This window comes from Stenotrophomonas sp. 93052_Sma, from assembly GCF_056481145.1.
The window spans coordinates 1,720,554-1,742,175 of the sequence record NZ_CM151134.1 but is presented as its reverse complement, the minus strand read 5'-3'; the positions used below and the strand labels follow the sequence as shown (position 1 = coordinate 1,742,175).

The window sequence follows — 21,622 nt, the reverse complement described above, 5'->3', positions numbered from 1 at the left end:
TGCGCCCCGGCTGTCGTGCGATGTGCTGTGGTGCGGCGCGCTGCCGCAGGCTCAGCCGCCGATGGCGGCGCAGGCCTCCAGGATCAGCGCGGTCACCTCCTTCGGCTGCGAGGCCAGCGAGGCATGGCTGGCATCCAGCTCCAGCAGTCGTTTGGGCTGCATGCGCGTGGCCATGGCCCTCTGGTTCTCCGGCGCGATCATGCGGTCGTGGCGGGACAGCTGGTACCAGCTCGGCCTGTGCTTCCACGCCGGGTCGCTCACCGCATCACCGAAGGTGCTGGCCAGCGGCGCCTTCTGGGTCACCGCCATCACCCGGCCTTCGTCGTCGCTCAGGTCCTGGCAGAAGCTTTCATGGAACTTGTCGGCGCGCAGCCACAGGTAACCATCACTGTCCGGCGCCAGGTTCGGTGCCGCTTCCGGCAGATGCTGCTGGGTGATGCCACCGGGGCTCTCGCCGGCATCAGGCGCGAAAGCGGCGATGTAGACCAGGCCCTTCACGTTGTCCTCGTTGCCGGCCTGGCTGATCACCGCGCCGCCATAGGAGTGGCCGACCAGCAGCACCGGTCCGTCGATCTGCCGGATCATTTTCCGGGTGCGTCCTGCGTCGTCGGCCAGCGAGGTAAGCGGCAGCTCCACCGCCTGCACACGGTCATGGCCGTTGCGATGCAGTTCCAGGATCACCTTGGCCCAGTGCGCGGCCCCGCCCCAGAATCCATGGACGAGGAGGATGGTGGGTGTCGTGCTCATGTACGGATCTCCGGCATCGGCCGGCGGGATGCCGACCGTGTCGCCACTGTCCGTCTTTGGCGTTAATCAGCGGTGACGCATTCGGGCCACTGCAATCGTATGCGTCGCTCGATGTCATGCATGGCACTTGCCGATCCCGCTTGCAAACGTTTTCATGGAGGATCCTTGGAGCTTCGTATCGCGCATGACGCCTTCATCCCCACGTGCCCAACAGCACGCCACCCGTGCCGCCTTCTTCATCCCTGGATTCGCCACCGCCGCATGGGCGCCGATGGTGCCCTACGCCAAGGCCAAGGCCGGGCTGTCCGACGCCAGCCTCGGCGCCGTGCTGCTGTGCCTCGGGCTCGGCTCACTGCTGGCGATGCCACTGGCAGGTGCGCTGACCGGGCGGCTGGGATGCCGCCGGGTGATGGTGATCACCTGCGCGATGATGCTGTGCGCCCTGCCCTTGCTGGTGCTGACGCCCTCTCCGGTAGCGCTGGGCGCGGCCCTGTTCGTGTTCGGCGCCGGCGTCGGTGCACTGGATTGTGCGATGAACATGCAGGCGGTCGCGGTCGAGCGCGACGCCGGGCGCGCGATGATGTCCGGATTCCATGCCTTCTACAGCATCGGCGGCTTCGTCGGCGCCGGCTGCATGACCGGCATGCTGATCCTGGGTACGCCGCTGTGGCTGGCCGCGTTGGTTTCGGTGGCCGCACTGCTGCTGGTAGCAGTGCTGTCGGCACCGCACTGGCGCCCGCAACGGATCCTGCATGAAGGCCCCCTGCTGGCACTGCCGCATGGCGTGGTGCTGTTCATCGGCGTGCTGGCCTTCGTGGTGTTCCTCGCCGAGGGCTCGATGCTGGACTGGAGCGCGGTGTTCCTCGCCGAAGTGCGGCAGGTGCCACGCGACCAGGCTGGCGCCGGCTTCGCGCTGTTCACCCTGTCGATGACCGCGATGCGCCTGTTCGGCGACGGTATCGTCGAACGCCTCGGCCGCACCCGCACGATGGTCTTCGGCGGCATCACCGCTGCTGCGGGTTTCACCCTGGCCACGCTGGTGCCATCGTTTCCGGTGGCGCTGGCCGGTTACATACTGGTCGGGCTGGGCTGCGCCAACATCGTGCCGGCGCTGTTCTCGATGGCCGGCCAACAGCGGGTGATGCCGGAGAGCATCGCCATCACTGCGGTCACCACGCTGGGCTACGCCGGCATCCTGGCAGGTCCGGCAGCGATCGGCGCACTCGCACACGCTACCAGCCTCGGCTTCGCCTTCCTGTGCGTGGCGGCGCTGCTGCTGGGCGTCGCGGCGTCTGCGCGCTCGCTGGCAAGACGGGTGGCCTGACAGAAAAAGGGGACGGAGGGGATTAAGTCGTTTATGGCCCAGCTGTGCGGGAAACGACTTAATCCCCTCCGTCCCCTTTTCTCAGCTGCGTGTCAGCCACTCGGCCTGGGCCGGCAGCTGGGGCGCCGGGCAGGCACTCTGCGGATGGTGCTCGTCGCGTGCCATCCAGTCATCGACCACGCCCGCCAGCAGGTCCAGTCGCAACGGCAGGGTGATGTGGTCCTCGCCGCGCATCTCGATGTAGTGCGCGCGCGGATTGGCCTGCGCCAGTTCGCGGCCCTGGCTGACCGGAATGTGCTGGTCGCCCTGCCCGTGCAGCAGCAGCACGCAGGCGCGGGTATCGGCAAGCGCGCGCTACATCCACGCGGTCCAGATCGACGTCGATGCGGCGGCTGGCGGCGGCGATCACCTGGTTGATGTCCTGGCCGCCGTAGCGCCAGCGCGTGTACGACGCCACCGCCTGCGCCTTCAGGCCTTCCGGCTGCAGTCCCATCAGGTGCGGAATCATCGTGCGGATCGCCACACCGGCATTGGCGAACGATTCCATCGCCACCACGCCTTCCACCTGGTCACCGAGCTTGTCGGCGGTGAATACCGCTGTGGCGGCGCCATAGGACACGCCGAACAGGTACAGCGGGCCGGTTACTTCACCACGCGCGCGCAGCTCACCGATTACATCGACCACATCGTCGGATTCATAGGTGCCGTATCCGGACGGGCCTGCACCGGACTGCCCATGGTTGCGCAGGTCCAGCGTGATCACGCGGTAGCCGGATTCGGCCAGCTGCAACGACCACGGCAGCATCGAATCGCCGTTCATCATCCAACCGTGCAGCAGCACCACGGTGCCGCGCGGGGCCTGCGCGCGGAACGGCTGCGGTACTGCCAGGCTCAGGCCGGTATCCAGCGGCAGGCCGTTCTCGTGGCGCTGCGGCAGGTAGTGGTAACGCGCGCCGTAGTCGCCGGGATCGAACACACGCCAGAAGATCGGCACGCCATCGCGGCCCGGCGCGAAGCCATGGCGGTTGGGCAGTTCGGCGATGGCCGCTGCGATGCGCGGGCGATCGAGCAGGGTCGATACACCACCTGGCGCGATCAGCCTGTCGGCGAGCGAGGTGGACGAGGCATTGATCGAGGAGGAGCATGCAGCCAGCCACAGGCCGGCGCACGCCAGCAACAGCAGCAGCAGGCGCTTCATATCACGTCATTGGGGTGAATCAGACAGGCTGGGACGTTAACGCCCCGGTAGACCGGTCATCTATCGCGCGCGGATGACGGCTTGATGACAACGCAGGAACGATTCAGCTTGGTGTACAAGCTGTATCCGTTCAGTCATTGATCCGGATCAATGAACGCGCGCGGGATTGCCCACAGTGCCGCCATGCGCACCTCGCTCAAGCTCGCCATTGCCCTGGCCGCCACGTTGGCCGCCGCCTACGGCATCGCCCGCACCACGCCCTACTGGTTCGCACCGCGACAGACGGCGCAGGTCGACATCCACGATCCGACGCTGATCGCGCAGGGACAGTACCTGTCGCGCGCCGCCGACTGCGCCGCCTGCCACACTGCGCCGGGCGGCAAGCCGTTCGCCGGTGGCCTCGGCATGCAGACGCCGATGGGCACGATCTACTCGACCAACATCACGCCCGATCCGGACACCGGCATTGGCGCTTACGACTACGCCGACTTCGAGCGCGCGGTCCGTCGCGGCATCCGTCACGATGGGCAGCCGTTGTATCCGGCAATGCCGTATGCCTCATACGTGATCGCCAGCGATGCCGAGATCAAGGCGCTGTACGCCTACTTCATGGGCTCGGTGCAGCCGGTGAAGCAGGGCAACGCCGACAGCACGATCCCGTGGCCGGCCAACATGCGCTGGCCACTGGCCTGGTGGCAGCTGGTGTTCGCACGCCCGCGCACGTTCAACCCGGATCCGTCGCTGGATGCCGGCCAGCAGCGCGGCGCCGAACTGGTGGAAGGCCTGGCCCACTGCGGTGCCTGCCACACGCCACGTGGCCTGGCGTTCCAGGAAAAGGCGATGGCCGATGATGGCAGCCGCCAGTTCCTGTCCGGCTCGGTGCTGGAAGGCTGGTATGCGAAGAACCTGCGCAATGAATCAACCGGTCTGGCCAGCTGGAACGAGGGCGAGATCGTCGACTTCCTGCGCACCGGACGCACCGATCGCTCCGCGGCCTTCGGCGGCATGGCCGACGTGGTCGAGCACAGCACGCAGTACCTGTCCGACGCCGACCTGCTGGCGATGGCCCGCTACCTGAAACAGCTGCCGGCACGCGAGGGCCGCAGTGCACAGTGGTCACCGGGTACCGACACCACCACCGCCGCACTGCGCAGCGGCGACTACCGTGTTGCCGGTTCGCTGGCCTATGCCGAGCACTGCCAGGCCTGCCATCGCGCCGACGGCCGCGGCATGCCACGGGTCTACCCGGCCCTGGCCGGCAACTCGATCGTGTTCGCCGATGATCCCAGCTCGCTGGTACAGGTAACCCTGATCGGCGGCCGCACGCCGCATACCCCGCACGACCGCATGGCCTTCACCATGCCCGGTTTCGAGCAGCTGCCGAATGCACAGCTGGCACAGATCCTGACCTTCATCCGCAGCAGCTGGGGCAACCAGGCCAGCGCGGTGAGCGAGGTCGACGTGGCGCGCATGCGCCGGGTGGTGCGTGACAAGCCGGTGCACTACGTTCCGCAGGAGGCCGCACGATGAAACGTTCGCGCAAACGCTCCCGCCTGCTGGTCGGCAGCGTGGTCACCCTCGTGCTGCTGGCCGGTGCCGGCGCCCTCGCCTATCGCCATCTGTACCCGGACCTGGATGCCGCCGTAGCCAGCACGATCGATATCCTCGATGCGCAGGGCAAGGTGGTCGGCCACTACCATGCACCCAGCGCCGAGGAGATCGCCGGGCTCGGCAATGCCGAATCGGTGATGCTTGGTCGCCGCCTCCTCAACGAGACCGCACGGCTGCTGCCGGACAACGTCGGCAACGATCTGAACTGCAATTCGTGCCACATGGCCGAGGGCAAGCGACCGTTCGGCAACCACTACTTCAATACGGGCGGCGGCGCCTATCCGCGTTACATGCCGCGCCCGGGCAAGGTGATCGGGCTGACTGAGCGCATCAATGGCTGCCTGCAGCGCTCAATGAACGGCAAGCCGCTGCCGAAAGACTCACCGCAGATGCGCGCCATGCTCGATTACATGGCGTGGCTGAGCAGTCCAGTGCCAGACGGTGCAAAGGTGGCCGCCCCCAGCGAGGGCCCCATCGACAGCACGCTGACCCCGGACCCGATCCGTGGCCAGGCGCTGTACGCCGTGCAGTGTGCCGCCTGCCATGGCGACAACGGCGAAGGCCGGCGCGACGCCAGCGGTGATATCGCCTTCCCGCCGCTGTGGGGCGACCACAGCTTCAACATCGGCGCCGGCATGGCGCGCCTGTACAAGGCGGCCGGTTTCGTCAAGCACAACATGCCGCCGGCGGTGACCCGCGAGCCGCCACTGGGGCAGCAGGTGATGCCCGACCAGGATGCGGTGGACATCGCCAGCTACTTCATCAACCAGCCGCGGCCGGACTTCGCCAACAAGAGCAAGGACTGGCCGCGCGACCCGAAACCCAAGGACGCGCGGTACTGAGGAGGGCGTGGTTCAGCGCTTGACCAGCTCGACCCGGCGATTGCGCGCCTTGCCATCCTCGCTGCCATTGTCGGCTACCGGCCTGTCGGCACCGAAGCCGGCCGCCTGCAGGCGGTCGGCGGCGATGCCCTTGGCGGTCAACGCCGCCACCACCGACCGCGCACGATCCTCGGACAAGCTGCGGTTGCGCACGGCCGCGCCGCTGTTGTCGGTGTGGCCTTCAATCGACAGTTTCAGCGACGGGTCGGCACGCAGCAGGTCCAGCACCTGCGCCAGTTGCGGTTCGGACGTCGGCAGGATCTGCGCCTTGTCGGTGGCGAAGTTGACCTGGATCGCCACGCGGCCGTCGCTGTCCAGCTTCTTCTTCAACGCATCGGCCGGCAGCAGCGCCGCGGTCTGGGTGAAACCCTTGCGCTCGACCACGACCCAGCCAGCGCTGAGGTATTCGAGGCGCGCATGTACCCACACCTGGCGGCCGTCAGCCAGATCGACGCGATAGACAACGGTGTCGTAGTTGTCCCAGCTGTAGCTGGCCGCGTTGCCGTAGGACGACTGCACCTGCTTCGATACACCCTCGGCCGCCTCGTGCGGGATGCGCCCCTCGAACATCTTGGTGCCGTTGACCTGGGCCATCATCGCCTCAAGGTTGCGACGGACTTCATGCATCGAGTATTCGCGCTCGCCCTTGTCGAAATCGGCAGCGAAGGTGCGGCCCTCGACCGGTTCGAAGTGATCTCCGGTCCAGAACGGGAAGGCATCGAAATCACGCTGCTCGGGCGTGTTGCGCTCGCGATAGCCGGCCGGCAGGGACAGGTGCGGGAAACGGTCCGACCACTGCGCGGTGGCCTTGAACGGCACGTCATCCACGACCACCAGACCGGCGCCGTTGCTGTCCACTGCCAGCTGCACCCACACGGTGCGGTTGACCTGGCGCAGCACGTAGACGGTGGTGGGTGCGTCCTGTTCACCGTTCACCGCATCGATGAAGCCACCCCCGATCTCGCCTTCCAGTTGCGGGCCGTAGTAGATGTCGCGCAGCAGCTTGCCTTCAAAGACCTTGCGGCCGCCGGCGGCGGTGATCACACCGTCGAAGTTGCGCTGCACTTCCAGCGCGGAGAACGCCTTGTCGGGGGCCACCTCACTGTCGGTCACGATGCGTGCCGACCAGCTCGGACCTTCCACCCAATGCACACCCTCGCCCATCCGGAACGGGAAGCGCGCCCAGGCGCGCGGGTGCGGGGCGTTCTGCGGCGCGTAGCCCTGCGGCAGGCTGAAGAACGGCAGTCCGCCCAGCGCGGTGTCGCTCAGCGGCACGCTGCTGGTGTCGAAAGGCACCAGCGGCACCGGCTTGCTATCGCGGTCGGTGAGTGCGGTGCCGTCGGCGGCGGCCGTTGAACCCGCTGGGGCGGCGGCCGGTGCTGCGACCTCGTCCGCCGTGGCTGGCGCAGGCGGTGCCACCTCTCCATCCGAGGGCGTCCGGTTGCACCCTGCCAGCAGCACCAGGGCTGCACCTCCCAGCCAGATCTTCGATCGCTTCTGCATCGCCACCACCTCAGGTCCATTGAAGCGCCGAGCATACCCGAAGGCCGTGACCGCCCCCACAGTGCCATCGTTCCTGCGCTGCCACGTCATGCCGATGTCATTGGCGCTGCCGACACTCCGGGGTTTCCTCCCTCTGAAGGTCCAGTTTCGATGCGAACGATTGCGCGTTTTCCCCGTGTCTCGCTGCTGGCCCTGCTGATCGCCCCCGCCCTGGACGCCCTCGCAGAAGCACCGCAGGGCGATACGGGCGAAGCGCGCAGCAGCGATGCACGTACCCTCGACCAGGTACAGGTGATTGGTCAGGCCACCAGCTACGCGAAGACTTCGGTGCGCGCGGAAACACTGAACCGGCAGACCGTGATGAGCAGCGTCAACGACGCGCTCAACGAAGTGCCCGGCGTGGTGGTCAGCGAGGCCGATGCCACCGGTTCGTCGGTGTGGGGCACGCAGATCAGCATGCGCGGCTTCGTGACCAACCGTGACACCCAGCAGATCGGCACCACCATCGACGGCCTGCCCAATGGCGGCTCGGGCTACGGTGGCGGTTCGCTGGCCAACCGCTACATCGATACCCTGGACCTGGAAACAGTGGAAGTCAGCCAGGGCACCGCCGATATCTCCTCGCGCTCGAACGAAGCCCTCGGCGGCACCCTAAACTTCCTTACCAGCGATCCACTGCAGGACAGCCGCCTGCGCTTCGTGGTCGGTGCCGGTGACAACGAGGCGCGCAAGTACTACGTGCGCTACGACACCGGCCTGCTCGGCGGCCATACCCGCGCCTGGGTCAGCGCTTCTTCCGCACGTGTGCACGACTGGATCGATGGCAGCGGCAAGACCAGCAATGACCACATCGCCGGCAAGTTCATCACCGAGCTGGATAGCTGGACGCTGACCGGCTACCTGTCCTACAACGATGCCGACGAGCCGGAGTACACCAGCGTCTCGCCGAAGGGCTTCGCCACCAATCCGGACCGCGACAACCTGGTCGGCACCCTCACCGGCATTCCGTACCTGGACCAGAACTACCGTTCCGGCTCGCGTGCGCTGCGCGAGAACACCTTCGGCTACCTGCGCGCGGCCTTCGACGGCGGCAACGGCTTCAAGGCCTCGGTGGCGGCTTACGGGCACCGCATGGAAGGTCGTGGCGACTGGCTGCCCCCCTACCTGGCGCAGGTCAGCGATGATGGTGCCGGTCGCCCGGAGTCGGAGTACATCGGTGGAAAGACCGTGTACGGCGGCAGTAACCGCGGCCAGATATTCTTCGTCAATCCCGATGGCAGCGCCGCGCAGCGTCTGGCCAGCTGCAGCCCACGGCTGGGCTTCACCGCCGAGTACGATCCGAACTGCTACGCGGGCAACGTGCTGGGCGCGCAGTCCTACCGCCACACCCACTACGACAACGACCGCATGGGCGTGACCGCCGACGTCGAGTGGCGGCAGACCTTCGGTGCGGTCGACAACACGATCCGCGGCGGCCTGTGGGTGGAGAAGCTGGACCGCTCGGCGCGCCGCGACTGGCACCGCCTGCTCAACGTCGGCCAGGACATCGCCTTCGACCACCAGCCTTACTGGGTGCAGTTCGAGGACAAGTACAAGGTTGACGAGCAGATGTACTACGTCGAGGACGTGGCCCGCTTCGGGCCGTTCAGCGCACGCCTGGGCGTGAAGCAGTTCTTCGTCGACCAGTCGCGCCGCCGCGTGATCGGTGCCAGCGAGCACGTCAAATCCGATTCCAGGTCCGATCCGCTGCTGTCCACCGGCTTCACCTGGGCGCCCGGTGTGGAAGGCATGGAGCTGTTCGCTGGCTTCTCGCAGAACTTCGCCGCCATTCCCTCCGGCGTGCTCGGCGAGACCGACCCGCAGCGCTTCCGCAACGTCGAGCCGGAGACCGCCGACAACATCGAAGTCGGCATGCGCATCAGCCGCTGGCCGCTGACCGCCTCGGTCACCCTGTACAACATCAAGTTCGACAACCGCATCGTCTATCTGCCGGCCGGTTTCGTCAGCGGCATCGACTACCTGGGCGAGACCGACGGTGTCTACGAGAACTTCGGTGGCGTGGAAAGCAACGGCCTGGAGGCGGCGTTCGGCTATGGCTGGGACAACGGCTGGCGTCTCAACGCCGCCTATACCTACAACCGCTCCAAGTACCTAGGCAGTGGCGATGCCGCACGTGATACCCAGCTGGGCATCGTCGACGGTGCCAAGGTGATCGGCCAGCCCGAGCAGACCCTGGTGCTGTCGGCCGACTGGCAGGGCGAAAACTGGAACTTCGGCCTGTCCGGTCGCTACCTCGGCACACGCTACCTCGATGCCGCCAACGTCAACAAGCTGCCTTCGGCCACCGTGTTCAACGCCAATATCGGCTTCGACCTGCAGGGCCTGTCGCCGCGCCTGAAGGGCATGGGTGCCAACCTGGTGGTGAGCAACCTCACCGACAAGCGGTATCTTGCAGGGGTGGACGGCCGCGACAACGCCTTCATCGGCGCCCCGCGCACTGTCGGCATCTCCTTCCGTGTGGACCTGTGAGTGAGCCCGTGACTGATATCGGCCGACGCCGGTTGTTGCAGGCCGGCGTTGCCGCCGGCCTTTCCCCGCTGCTGCCCAGCATCGCCCGGGCCGCAGCGATCGCCCCCGCCGCGCAGACGCGCAGCCTCGAAGACCTGCAGCACATTGTGGTGTTCATGCAGGAGAATCGCTCGTTCGACCACTACTTCGGCACGTTGCCGGGCGTGCGTGGTTTCGGCGATCGCTTCGTGGCTCCCGCGCCGGCGCTGCAGGCCGGCGGCCGCACGCGCAGCCTCTGGCTGCAACCCGATGCCAGCGGCACGCTCGCGATCGCACCGTTCCCGCTGGATACCGCCGCGCACTTCGGCTACATGCGGGTGGAGGGCACACCACACACCTGGCCGGACGCACAGCGCGCCTGGGACCACGGCCGCATGGGGCAATGGCCGAAGGCCAAGCAGAACCACTCGATGGGCTACTTCCAGCGCAGCGACCTGCCGTTCCAGTTCGCCCTGGCCGATGCCTTCACCATCTGCGACGCCTACCACTGCGCGATGCAGGCCGGAACCAACCCGAACCGGGTGTTCCTGTGGACCGGTCACAATGATGCACACGCGCGTGCTGGCGGCCCGGTGATCGCCAACTCGCACGACAACTTCCCCGAGCACGGCGGGCATCCGGCGTCGTATCGCTGGACCAGCTATGTCGAACGCCTGCAGAAGGCGGGCGTGTCCTGGCAGATCTATCAGGACATGGCCGACAACTTCACCGACAACCCGCTGGCCGGTTTCGAGGCGTTCCGCCAGGCCTATCGCGCTGCGCCGGGGCATGACCCGCAGCTGCGCGCACGCGGCGTCAGTACCCGTGGCCTGGCGCAGCTGCGCCAGGACGTGGTCGATGGACGCCTGCCGCAGGTCAGCTTCATCATCGCCGACGCGGCCGGCAGCGAGCATCCCGGCCCCTCCAGCCCGGCCCAGGGCGCGGCCTATACCGCACGCGTGCTGGATGCACTGACCGCCGATCCGGAGGTGTGGAGCCGCACCGCCCTGCTGCTGATGTTCGACGAGAACGACGGCTTCTTCGACCACATGCCGCCACCGGCACCGCCTTCACCGATAAACGGTGGCTGGGCGGGTATGTCTTCGGTCAGTACCGAAGGCGAGTACCACCGCCATCCGGCACCGGGCGACGAGAAGTACGACGCCGCCGAGCTGCGCGGCCGCCCCTATGGGCTGGGTCCGCGCGTGCCGCTGTACGTGATCTCGCCCTGGAGCCGCGGTGGCTGGGTCGATTCGCAGGTGTACGACCACACCTCGGTCATACGGCTGATCGAACGCCGCTTCGGCGTGGCCGCACCGGATATCTCACCCTGGCGCCGTGCGGTCTGCGGAGACCTGAGCAACGCCTTCGACTTCGCCCAGCGCGATACCCGTCCGTTCGTACGCGGCCTGCCCGACGTGAGCGCGGCGGCCGCACGTGCCGCCGCCCTGCCGGGGCGCACCGTGCCGGCGTTGCCGGAGGGACTGAAGCCGGCGAAACAGGAAAGCGGCGTACGCCCGGCACGCGCCCTGCCCTACCGGCCGCAGGCATCGATTGCTGCGATCGACGCATCGGGCCTGGATCTGACGTTGTCCTGCGAAGGTGCAGCGGCGGTGCTGCATGTGTACGACCGACTGCGGCTGGGTGCGGTGCCACGCCGCTATACGCTGGTACCGGGCACGCCGCTGCGCGAACGCTGGGCGCTGGATGCACAGGGGCGCTACGACCTTTGGCTGCTGGGCCCGAACGGCTTCCACCGTCACTTCCAGGGCGCTGCCAAAGGACCCGCTGTGCATGCGTCGGTCGAGCGCGCCGACGGCCAGCTGCGGCTGCACCTGCGCAATCTGGGTGAAAGTGCACAGCAAGTGCGCGTGCATGCCGGTGCCTATGCCGGGCACATGCCCGAGCAGACGCTGGCACTGCCCGCGCATGCAGAGACTTCGTTGGCGTGGGATGCAACGCCTACCGCCGGCTGGTATGACCTGCAGGTCAGCGCAGGTGAGAGTGTGCTGCGCCTCGCTGGTCGTGCCGAGGATGGGCGTCCTGGCACCAGTGACCCGGCGATGGGCAGCGAACCACTGCGCTTCGAGCACGATTGAGCCGCTCCGCCATTGTAGAGTCGAGCCATGCTCGACTGCTTTTCGATCGCTGTTCGATCATTGCCTGGAAAAGCAGTCGAGCATGGCTCGACTCTACAAGCCGTTGGCCCGATCAGGCCTCCTGCAGCCCCGGGCGGCCGTGCTCGACCGCGTAGCGCTTCCAGCTCCGCAGCGCGCCATTCGGCTGCATCACGGTATCCAGCGTCTTCATGTCGCCGATCCACGCATCACGGGTGACATCGCACAGCACATAGCCACGCTTGTCGGTGGTCGCCCTCAGATAAGGGCTGTGCCGCAGCTGGTTCTCGGCATATGCATCCACACCCTGGCCATCAGCGCCGGAAGTAATCGAAGTGGCAAGGAACTCACTGGAGACCACGCCTGAATCACGATGGTCCTGCACCAGGTCGCTGGCGTAATGCCGGTGCGCGTCGCCACACGCCGTCACCACGTTGCCGAATCCGACCTTCTGGATGTGATCGAGCAGGCGCCGGCGGCTGTCCAGATAGCCCGACCATTGGTCGTCGGACGACTGCACCATCCCGTCCTTCTCGCGCATGTAGTTGCCCAGTGCCACCTGGTGGGCAATGGTGTGCCAGCGCGGCGCGGCATCGGCCAGGCCGTCGAACAGCCAGCGCTCCTGCTTCGCACCCACAATGCTGCGCGCCGGTGATTCCACTTCCTCGCGCAGCGCCATGTTTACCTGCTTGCTGCGGTACTGGCGTGTGTCGAGCAGGTGCAGGTCCATCAGCGTGCCATAGCGTGCGCGCCGGTACATCTGCATATGGCCATCGCGCGGGAATGCCGAACGGCGCAGTGGCATGTTCTCGTAGTAGGCCTGGAACGCCTGTGCGCGGCGCAGCAGGAACACTTCGCTGGGCGTATCGTCCTGGTCTTCGGCGCCGGCCCAGTTGTTGTCCACTTCATGGTCATCGAAGGTGACGAACCACGGCGCCGACGCATGCGCGGCCTGCAGGTCGGCATCGCTCTTGTACTGGGCGTAGCGGCGACGGTAGTCGTCCAGCGTGTAGGTCTGCGGCCCGACATGATTGCGCAGGTTGGTGAACGGCTGGCCGTTCATTCTCCGCAGGCCCGGCTGGCTTTCGCCTTCGTAGATGTAATCACCGTAGTGGAAGACGAAATCCAGCGGTTCCTCGGCAATGCGCCGCCACGCGGTGTAGTGGCCTTCCTCGTAGTGCTGGCAACCGGCCACCGCAAAACGCACGCGATCCACTGCGGCTGTGGCTGCGGGCAGCGTGCGGGTGCAACCGACCGCACTGGCGTGGCCGCCTACGGTGAAGCGGTACCAGTAAGGCCGTGCGGGCGCCAACCCACCCAGCTCCACGTGCACAGCGTGGCCGAGTTCGGGATGCGCCATCGCCGAACCCTGGCGTACCACCCTGCGCATGCCCTCGTCCGCCGCCAGCTGCCATTCGACCACCATCGGCCGGGTCGGCATGCCACCGCCGAACACCAGCGGCTCGGTCGCCAGCCGTGTCCACAGCACCATGCCATCGGCCGAAGGATCACCCGAGGCCACGCCCAGGGTGAACGGCGTGCTGGCGAACCGCGGCGATGCCAGCAGGTTGCGCGGGTTCAGCGCGGTGGCATCGGTCTGCGCGGCCAGCGCCCATGCCGTGCCCATCCAGGCGCCGGCGGCGGACAGACCGGCCAGGGCCAGGAATCGCCTGCGATTGATCGTATCCACGGATGCGCCCTCAGTTGTAGATGATGTGGAAGTAGAAGAAGCGGCCGTAGTCGTCGATCTCGGTGCGGAAGCGCCCGTTCGGGCCGGTGCTGTAGGTCGGCTGGGTGTTGAACAGGTTCTTGGCCTCGTACTTCAGCGTCACGTGCTTGCTGACCTTGTGGCTGAAGCCCATGTTGAAGGTCATGTACGGGTCGTAGTACGAATCCAGCCACTGGGTATCGCCAAAGTCGACCAGCATCCGGCTGCGGTAGGTACCGGACAGGCGCAGCTGTGCGCTCTTCCACGGCATGCGCCAGATCACCGACCCATTGAGCGACCAGTCCGGCTGGTACAGCAGGCGGTCCAGGCGGCGTTCGGTGCCATCACTGATGCGGTAGTTGGTCTGGCCTTCCAGCCGCGTGGCGTTGAAGTACATGTCGAAGCGCTGGCGGCCCCACTGCAGGTTGCGATTGGCGACCGCGAACTCGACGCCGCGCAGCTTGGACTCATCGGTGTTCATCGGCTGGGTGACCCGGTAGCGCGTGTCACCCACGTTCTCGAAGGTGGTCAGGGTGTAGATGTCGTCCTTGATCACCTTGTCGAACAGCGCAATCGAGACCAGGCCGTTATTGCCATTGAAGTACAGGTCCCACGCCAGGTCGATGTTGGTGGAACGGCGCGGCTGCAGGTTGGCGTTGCCCTGCTTGATGGTGCAGAAGCCCCTGCCCTCCTCGTCATCACCACAGCTGGTGCTGGTGGCCTGGGCGATGTTGCTGGGTGTCGGCCGGCCCAGCGTTCGGCTGGCGGAGAAGCGCAGGCGCTGGTCCTCGCTCAACTTGAACGTCGCATTCAATGAAGGCAGCAGGTTGTTGTAGCCACCGCTCGTATTGCGGAAGGCAGAGGTATACGTAGTGCCGCCATCATCGCTGAATGGGCTGTAGGCATCGAAGCGGGTGTGGTCGTAGCGCAGGCCGCCGATCAGCAGCAGTCGGTCCCAGGCGTAGTGTGCGGACACGTAGGCATTGGTGATGTCCTCCACGTACTTGTAGTCGCTGGTGAAGTTGGCATTTGGATACGCCGCATTGTTGTTGCCCAGTTTCGGCAGCAGTTCCTCGTTCCACTTGCGGTTGTCGATCAGCGGGAAGCCCGGCACGCTGCCCAGCAGCGTCGAACCCGGATACAGGTAATCGTTGAGCGTGGCACTGCTCTTGAAGTAGTCGAAGTCGATGTCCTGCCAGATCTTCAGATGGCGATATTCGGCACCGGCGGCCAGGCCAAAGCCACGCGCATCGGCGTCGATGTTGTAGCTGAAGTCGGCACGCAGGTTGTCGATGCTCTCCTTGGCGTCGCGCGGCGAGACATAGGCCTGTGCCGGGTTGAGCTTGAACGCCGAGCTGGTCAGCAGGCTGGAATCGGAAACCGCCACCGCATTGGGAAAGCCGTGGCTGTCGTTCTCGTAATCGACGAACAGGTTGCTCGGGTAGGCGCGTACCCCCCAGTAGACCTGGTTGTTGTGGAAGGTCTCTTCGGTATGGCCGCCACGCAGGGTCAGCCGCGAGCGATCACCGATATCCCAGTTGAAGCTGGCGATGGCGCCACGGTTGCTGCGGTCCCAGCGGTCGTGGCGGTTCTTGATGTAGATGCTGTTGATCTGGGTGGTGCCACTGTCTTCGGTCTGGTTGCGGATCGGAAACTTGGCGTTGCCGTACAGATCGGTCTTGTTCATCGTCGAGTTCTCGTAGAACCGGTACGAGTACAGCAGCAACGATGCGTAGAAAGGATCGTCCGATGGCTTCCATTCCAGCTTGGCCGAGCCACCGAAGTTGGTGATGAAGTTGGTGTAGGTGCCGGTGCTGAAGTTGCCCGGCGCACGCAGCCCGTTCCAGCCCTTGGCCTCGTCCGGCCCGGTGGTGCCGTCGGTGAGGTACTTGCCGGCGTCGTTGTAGTAGTAGTTCGACTCCACCCAGCGCTTGACGCTGTTGCGCGAACGCTGCTCATAGCGCGCTACCGCAACAAGGCCGAATTCCTGGTCGGCACCGAACTGGTTGGAGAACACCATCTTGGCGCTCTTGCCGAAATGCCCCAGGGTCTCGTGGTTGCCACCGGCACTGCGCTCGACATTGGTCTCGGCCGTGGAGTAGATACCAGCCACATCGGCGAACACGTACTTGCCGGACCGGTCGAAGGCACTGCGGCTGATGATGTCGATCACGCCGCCGATCGCATCCGGCGCCCGCTCCGCGCTGAAGCTCTTGTAGATGTCGGTGCGGGTGCCGATGTCGCTGGGAATCAGCTGCAGGTTGTTCATGCGCTCACCCGAGCCACTGCCCCCCACGCTGGCAATCGCGATGCCATCGATGGTGGTGTAGTTGAGGTTGGCCTGCACGCCCCGCACCGTCACGTAACGGGGCTCACCGGCATCCTCCACGGCACTCAGGCCCGGCGCGGCCATCAGGCTCTCGGCCAGGGTCTCGTCGCCGTAGCTGTCCATCTCGTCGTAGACCACCGAATCCTTGATCACCGGCGAGGTCTTCTTCTGGTCGATCACCTCATGCGCAGCAATCACCTTCACCGTGCCCAGGGTCGGCGCCACCACCGCTTCGGCCTCGCGCGGCTTCGGCGCGGCCGGCTTCGGTTCGTTGTGTGCCGGCGTAGGATCAATGGCGATGACGTTGCCATCCACCACGGTGTAGCCCAGGCCGGTCCCTGCCAGCAGCGCGTCCAGCGCCTGCTTGACGGTGGCACCGCGCGGCACCGCACCGGCCATGTGCACGTCACCGCTGCCCGAATACAGGAACTGCACGCCGGAACTGCGCGACAACTGCTCCAGCGCCGCGCCAGCGGCTGCGCCGCGATCGGCGCCGAAACGCGGGCCTCGAGGCCATCGGCAGTGGCCGCAGCCGCCAGCGGCACACTGCAGGGAGACAGCGCGAGGATGATCGACAGGTAAAGCGTGTTGCGCATCACGGGTCCTTGGAAGAGAGAAAGCAGCAGGTGCCGCTGCGTGACTCGGCAGCGGCTTCTCCCAAGTAAGAGCCCGCATCCACCGAAGTGGAGAACGCGGATTTGATGAATTTTTTCTGACAACCCACGGCCATGTCGACCTCAGCGACTGCCAACCCGCACGGTGTCGCCTTCTCGCCGCACCACGAAGCGCGGGTCGCGCTCGAGGAAGGCCTGCAGCGCACCGATGCGATGCGCGTCCAGGCTGCCGGACAACCGCGCCGACGCCGCACCTTCATCCAGCACCCGCACCTGCACCTGGTTGTGGCGGTTGAAGGCGGCGGCCACCTCATCCAGCCGCTCGTCCAGGAAAGAGACCTTGCGTTGCTGCCAGTCCAGCAGCATCGACAGCGGCACATCCAACGACTCCACGGCATGGCTGCGCGCGTCGACCTGCACCACCTGGCCTTTGCCCAGCTGTGCAAGACGCCGCGCATCCGCACCCTGGCTCCACACTTCCACCTCGCCGGAAACCACACCGATGCGGGTGCCCTGCAGCCGTCGCGACACATCGAACACCGTGCCGATATCGCGGATCTGCAACCCGTTCACCTGCACTTCGAACGGGCGCCGATCGCGTGCGATGTCGAACGTCGCCTCGCCCTGCAGCAGTTCCGCCTTGCGGCTGAACCCGCCCATGCGCACCCGCAGGCGGCTGTCCGCGTTCAGCCGCACCCGGGTCTGGTCGGGCAGCACCAGGTCACGCAGTTCACCATGGTCGGCGCTGTACAGCTGCTCGATGGGCATCAGCTGCGGTACCAGGCCCACGCCGAGCAGGGCGATACAGGCTGCGGCAGCCGCCCCCCACCAACGCGTGCGACGGCTGTGCGGCGCACTGCGCAGCGGGGCCTGTGCGTGTCCGAACAGCGGCACGACCTTGGCAGCGGCCTCCTGTGGCGGCACCGAGGCCTCTTCAGCCAATGCCGATTGCAGCGCCTCACCAATCTGCCGGTGCAGTGCGAGCGCGTGCATATAGGCGCGCACATGCTCCGGCGAGCGCTTCATCCAGTCCAGCAACGCAACCCGCTCCGCCTCGCCCAGCACGCCCTCGCGATTGCGCTGGAACCAGTCCATGGCCTCGCTGGCGATCACGTCGTCGGCCGCACCCGATGGATTCCGTTTCATGTGAGCTCCCTGGCGCCCAGCGCCTTCCTGCAGGCGTCCAGCCCCTTGCCGATATGCTTGCGCACCATATGCACCGAGACCTGCAGCTGCTGGCTGATTGCCGGGCAGTCCAGCCCGTCGCGATAATGCAGCTCCATCACCCGCCGCGTGGTCGCCGGCAGCCGTGCGATGGTGCTGCGGATATCGCTCCACCGCTGCGCGCTCGAATTCGCCTTCGATGTCTTCTTCGCTCTTCAACACTTCGGCCAGGAGGTCGACGTCCTCCAGCGGCGGCAGCGACAGACGCGCGCGTGCTCCCGTGCAAGATTGGCGGCCACGGTGAACAGGTAGGCTTCCGGGTTCTCGACCGCGTCGGCATGCTCACCGGTGCTGCGCAGCAGCCGCAGGTAAACCTCCTGCGCCAGATCCTCGGCATCTTCGCTGGCAGAACCCCGGCGCAGGAAGAAGCCGCGCAGCAGCCGCCGCCGCAGCGCATAGCTCTTCTCCCAGATCCTCACGCTGTTCACGGCCGGCCAACCACCCCAAGGCTGGAAAGCCCCGCAGGGTGACGGCCATCGATGACAGTGGCGTTTCAACTGCCGGCAGGCAGCCGCTAGAATGCCGCCTCTGCAGTTTCCGGCAGCCGGCACAAGGAGTGCCCCGCAATGAACGCCCGCACCGCCATCAACACCCTCAGCAGCCTGCTGTTCCTGCTGCTGGTCGCCCACACCACCGCCTACCAGCAGCAGATGTGGCCGCCCAGCCGTGTCGTCCACGTGCATCCGGTGGTCGTCGCCCTCGCCTACGCGCTGGGCCTGCTCACCCTGCTGCTGTGGATCGGAGGACGCCGCTTGCCGGAACGCTGCCAGCAGCTCTCGGGCTGGCTGCCGATCGTGGCCTGGTGCCTGCTGGGCATTGGTGTGGCGGTCATCCCGATGTTCTTCCCGGGCCTGTCACCGGCCTGATCAGCGGCCGCACCCAGCACGCCCGCCCATGATACGGCGCGCCGTGCCAACCCTTGCTTGCCAGAGACCCAAGCCGGGCCCGCCTATCGAAGCCGGGTGGCCGGGCCTACGCTTGTCTTCTCGGCGGCCGCCACGGTCGCCCTTCGCGTCACGGCCCCGCCGTTGCGACCCCGCTCCAGTGCTGTGCGCCCTGCCGGTGTTGTCGCCCAGGCAGACGTCCGACCGGCGCCCTCTGGAGACAGTCATGAACCAAGCGCTCATTCCCTTCGATACCGATCCGCTGGAAACCCGCGAGTGGCGTGAATCACTGGAAGCGGTGATGCAGGCCGGTGGCCGGCCGCGCGCGCACTACCTGATCGACCAGCTCAGCGAGCTGGACGCCCAGCAGCATGGCGACCTGCATACCCGTGCCTGGACCGCCTACGTCAACACCATCCCGCCCGAGCGCCAGCCGGCCTATCCGGGTGACCTGGCCATCGAGCGCCGCCTGAACGCGATGATCCGCTGGAACGCGATGGTGATGGTGCTGCGTGCCGGCAAACATTCCAACGTCGGTGGCCACATCGCCACCTACCAGTCGGCGGCAGTACTGTACGACGTGGGCTTCGATCATTTCTTCCGAGGCCGCACCGACACCTTCGACGGCGACATGATCTACATCCAGGGCCACTCCGCGCCGGGCATCTATGGCCGCGCGTACGTGGAAGGCCGCATCGATCCGGCGCGCATGGACAACTTCCGCCGTGAAGCCGGGCGCGAAGGCCTGTCCTCGTATCCACACCCGCGATTGATGCCGGAGTTCTGGCAGTTCCCCACCGTGTCGATGGGGCTGGGCCCGCTGACCGCCGCCTACCAGGCGCGCTACATGCGTTACCTGGAATACCGCGGCCTGAAAGAACACCAGGGCCGCAAGGTCTGGGCCTTCCTCGGCGACGGCGAGATGGACCAGCCCGAGTCGCTGGCGGCGATCTCGCTGGCCGGCCGCGAGCGGCTGGACAACATCGTGTTCGTGGTGAACTGCAACCTGCAGCGCTTGGACGGTCCGGTGCGTGGCAACGCCAAGGTCATCCAGGAACTGGAAGGCACCTTCCGCGCCGCTGGCTGGAACGTGATCAAGCTGATCTGGGGCAGCGGCTGGGACGACCTGCTGGCCCGCGACCACAGCGGCCTGCTGCGCCAGCGCATGATGGAATGCGTGGACGGCGACTACCAGACCTTCAAGTCGCAGAACGGTGCCTACGTGCGCGAGCACTTCTTCGGTCGTTACCCCGAACTGCTGGAGCTGGTCGCGCACATGAGCGACGACGACATCTGGGCGCTGGCACGTGGTGGCCATGATCCGCAGAAGGTGTTCGCTGCCTATCAGCAGGCAGTGAACACCAGCGGCCGGCCCACCGTGATCCTGGCCAAGACGGTCAAGGGTTTCGGCATGGGTGAAGCCGGTGAAGGCCAGAACATCAACCACCAGCTGAAGAAGATGAGCGCCGACGCGGTGCGCGCCTTCCGTGACCGCTTCAACCTGCCGGTCAGCGACGACCAGCTGGAGGACATGCCGTACCTGCGCCCGGAACCGGGCAGCGCCGAGGCGGCCTACTTCGCCGAGCGCCGCTGCATCCAGGGCGGGCAGCTGCCGGCGCGCCTGGCCAAGGTCGATCCGCTGCCGCTGCCGCCGCTGTCGATCTTCAATACCCAGCTGCAGGGCAGCGGCGATCGCGGACAGTCCACCACCATGGGCTTCGTGCGCATTCTCACCAGCCTGCTGAAGGACCCGGAGCTGGGCAAGCTGGTCATACCGATCGTGCCCGATGAATCGCGCACCTTCGGCATGGAAGGCCTGTTCCGCCAGATCGGCATCCACTCCTACCTGGGCCAGCTGTATACCCCGCAGGATGCCGGCCAGCTGAGCTACTACAAGGAAGCCAAGGACGGCCAGATCCTGCAGGAAGGCATCAACGAATCCGGCGCGATCTGCTCGTGGATTGCCGCCGGCACCGCCTACAGCAACCACGGCCTGGCGACGATCCCGTTTTACATCTTCTACTCGATGTTCGGCCTGCAGCGCGTCGGTGACCTGGCCTGGGCCGCCGCCGATGCGCGCACCCGTGGATTCCTGCTGGGTGCCACCTCCGGCCGCACAACGCTGATGGGCGAAGGCCTGCAGCATGACGACGGCCACAGCCACGTGCTGTCGTCGGTCATCCCGAGCTGCGTATCCTACGACCCGACCTACAACTACGAGCTGGCGGTGATCATCCACGACGGCCTGCGCCGCATGTACGTCGAGCAGGAAGACATCTACTACTACATCACCGTGCTCAACGAAAACTACCCGCAGCCGGCACTGCCGGAGGGCGTGGAAGCGGGGATCCTGAAAGGTCTGTATCTGCTGCATCCAGCAGCCGCCGATGCCGCCTCGCAGCCACGCGTGCAGCTGATGGGCAGCGGCTCGATCCTGCGCGAAGTGGAAGCCGCGGCGGAACTGCTGCAGCAGGACTTCGGCATCGCCAGCGATGTGTGGAGCGCGACCAGCCTGACCGAACTGCGCCGCGATGGCCTGGCCGCCGAGCGCTGGAACCTGCTGCATCCTGCCGAGGAGCCCCGCGTGCCCTACCTGCAGCAGTGCCTGCAGGGCCATGAAGGCCCGGTGGTGGTGGCCACCGACTACATGAAGATCGTCGGCGACCAGATCCGTCCCTTCATCAACGACCGCCGCTTCACCGCGCTCGGCACCGATGGCTTCGGGCGCTCCGACACGCGTGAGTCGCTGCGCACGTTCTTCGAGGTGGATCGCCACTTCATCGTGCTGGCCGCCTTGAAGTCGCTGGCCGACGAAGGCCGCATCGAGCGCGCGGATGCAGGACGCCATCGACAGGTACGGCATCGACACCGGCAAGCGCGACCCGGCTGCGGTGTAAGGCTGCTGCATTCACCACGCCCGTTCTACGGGCGTGGT

Annotated in this window: 10 protein-coding genes and 4 pseudogenes; 7 read left to right on the top strand and 7 right to left on the bottom strand. The window is 66.4% G+C overall.

Features of this window, described 5'->3' with window-relative positions; all coding sequences use genetic code 11:
- Positions 1-51: 51 nt before the first annotated feature.
- Entirely contained in the window at positions 52-747 is a 696-nt protein-coding gene (locus ACZK2V_RS08220) for an alpha/beta hydrolase (protein WP_154352289.1), read from the bottom strand.
- 184 nt (positions 748-931) lie between these two features.
- Here ACZK2V_RS08220 and ACZK2V_RS08215 point away from each other — a divergent pair, with 184 nt between their 5' ends.
- Positions 932-2,071 (top strand): MFS transporter, encoded by a 1,140-nt coding sequence (locus ACZK2V_RS08215; protein WP_154352288.1) that lies wholly within the window; start codon positions 932-934, stop codon positions 2,069-2,071.
- Positions 2,072-2,152: 81 nt separating this feature from the next.
- Here ACZK2V_RS08215 and ACZK2V_RS08210 read toward each other — a convergent pair.
- Positions 2,153-3,269, bottom strand: a pseudogene (locus ACZK2V_RS08210) (alpha/beta fold hydrolase).
- Positions 3,270-3,452: 183 nt separating this feature from the next.
- On the opposite strand from ACZK2V_RS08210, the gene ACZK2V_RS08205 reads away from it, so the two are divergent.
- Together ACZK2V_RS08205 and ACZK2V_RS08200 are read left to right on the top strand one after the other, a co-directional pair.
- The gene (locus ACZK2V_RS08205) at positions 3,453-4,799 is read left to right on the top strand and encodes a c-type cytochrome (RefSeq protein ID WP_049422673.1); all 1,347 of its coding nucleotides are present in this window, start codon (positions 3,453-3,455) and stop codon (positions 4,797-4,799) included.
- Positions 4,796-5,722 carry a c-type cytochrome gene (locus ACZK2V_RS08200; RefSeq protein ID WP_049422674.1) on the top strand — a complete coding sequence of 309 codons (927 nt, stop codon included), beginning with the start codon at positions 4,796-4,798 and terminating at the stop codon, positions 5,720-5,722. Before ACZK2V_RS08205 ends, ACZK2V_RS08200 begins: the two co-directional genes overlap by 4 nt.
- Before the next feature lie 12 nt (positions 5,723-5,734).
- Here the strand turns inward: ACZK2V_RS08200 and ACZK2V_RS08195 are convergent, their stop codons facing one another.
- The gene (locus ACZK2V_RS08195) at positions 5,735-7,264 is read right to left on the bottom strand and encodes an OmpA family protein (protein WP_486323106.1); all 1,530 of its coding nucleotides are present in this window, start codon (positions 7,262-7,264) and stop codon (positions 5,735-5,737) included.
- Between the two features lie 150 nt (positions 7,265-7,414).
- On the opposite strand from ACZK2V_RS08195, the gene ACZK2V_RS08190 reads away from it, so the two are divergent.
- Together ACZK2V_RS08190 and ACZK2V_RS08185 are read left to right on the top strand one after the other, a co-directional pair.
- Positions 7,415-9,793, top strand: coding sequence for a TonB-dependent receptor domain-containing protein (locus tag ACZK2V_RS08190; RefSeq protein ID WP_486323105.1), 2,379 nt, complete (start codon positions 7,415-7,417; stop codon positions 9,791-9,793).
- 8 nt (positions 9,794-9,801) lie between these two features.
- Positions 9,802-11,910, top strand: a complete 2,109-nt coding sequence (locus ACZK2V_RS08185) for a phosphocholine-specific phospholipase C (RefSeq protein ID WP_486323104.1) — start codon at positions 9,802-9,804, stop codon at positions 11,908-11,910.
- A 112-nt stretch (positions 11,911-12,022) separates the two neighbouring features.
- Here ACZK2V_RS08185 and ACZK2V_RS08180 read toward each other — a convergent pair whose 3' ends face one another.
- The 4 genes and pseudogenes from ACZK2V_RS08180 to ACZK2V_RS08165 all read right to left on the bottom strand — a co-directional run bounded on the left by ACZK2V_RS08180 (position 12,023) and on the right by ACZK2V_RS08165 (position 18,231).
- Positions 12,023-13,618 carry an alkaline phosphatase D family protein gene (locus ACZK2V_RS08180; RefSeq protein WP_486323103.1) on the bottom strand — a complete coding sequence of 532 codons (1,596 nt, stop codon included), beginning with the start codon at positions 13,616-13,618 and terminating at the stop codon, positions 12,023-12,025.
- Between the two features lie 10 nt (positions 13,619-13,628).
- Positions 13,629-16,561, bottom strand: a pseudogene (locus tag ACZK2V_RS08175) (TonB-dependent receptor).
- Positions 16,562-16,702: 141 nt separating this feature from the next.
- Complete coding sequence (locus tag ACZK2V_RS08170) at positions 16,703-17,725, bottom strand: FecR family protein (protein ID WP_486323102.1); 1,023 nt, start codon at positions 17,723-17,725, stop codon at positions 16,703-16,705.
- A pseudogene (locus ACZK2V_RS08165) lies at positions 17,722-18,231 on the bottom strand (RNA polymerase sigma factor). The gene ACZK2V_RS08170 and the pseudogene ACZK2V_RS08165 overlap by 4 nt, the downstream one beginning before the upstream one ends.
- 138 nt (positions 18,232-18,369) lie before the next feature.
- Between ACZK2V_RS08165 and ACZK2V_RS08160 the strand changes: the two are divergent.
- Together ACZK2V_RS08160 and aceE are read left to right on the top strand one after the other, a co-directional pair.
- A complete protein-coding gene (locus tag ACZK2V_RS08160; protein WP_049422680.1) occupies positions 18,370-18,669 on the top strand; it encodes a hypothetical protein in 300 nt (99 codons plus the stop codon).
- 244 nt (positions 18,670-18,913) lie between these two features.
- Positions 18,914-21,584, top strand: a pseudogene (aceE, locus tag ACZK2V_RS08155) (pyruvate dehydrogenase (acetyl-transferring), homodimeric type).
- Positions 21,585-21,622: the final 38 nt, after the last annotated feature.

Excerpts from the sequence above, each read along its gene's own strand:
- ACZK2V_RS08220 (WP_154352289.1), bottom strand. The coding sequence starts at position 747 with ATGAGCACGACACCCACCATCCTCCTCGTCCATGGATTCTGGGGCGGG.
- ACZK2V_RS08215 (WP_154352288.1), top strand. The coding sequence starts at position 932 with ATGACGCCTTCATCCCCACGTGCCCAACAGCACGCCACCCGTGCCGCC.
- ACZK2V_RS08205 (WP_049422673.1), top strand. The coding sequence starts at position 3,453 with ATGCGCACCTCGCTCAAGCTCGCCATTGCCCTGGCCGCCACGTTGGCC.
- ACZK2V_RS08200 (WP_049422674.1), top strand. The coding sequence starts at position 4,796 with ATGAAACGTTCGCGCAAACGCTCCCGCCTGCTGGTCGGCAGCGTGGTC.
- ACZK2V_RS08195 (WP_486323106.1), bottom strand. The coding sequence starts at position 7,264 with ATGCAGAAGCGATCGAAGATCTGGCTGGGAGGTGCAGCCCTGGTGCTG.
- ACZK2V_RS08190 (WP_486323105.1), top strand. The coding sequence starts at position 7,415 with ATGCGAACGATTGCGCGTTTTCCCCGTGTCTCGCTGCTGGCCCTGCTG.
- ACZK2V_RS08170 (WP_486323102.1), bottom strand. The coding sequence starts at position 17,725 with ATGAAACGGAATCCATCGGGTGCGGCCGACGACGTGATCGCCAGCGAG.
- ACZK2V_RS08160 (WP_049422680.1), top strand. The coding sequence starts at position 18,370 with ATGAACGCCCGCACCGCCATCAACACCCTCAGCAGCCTGCTGTTCCTG.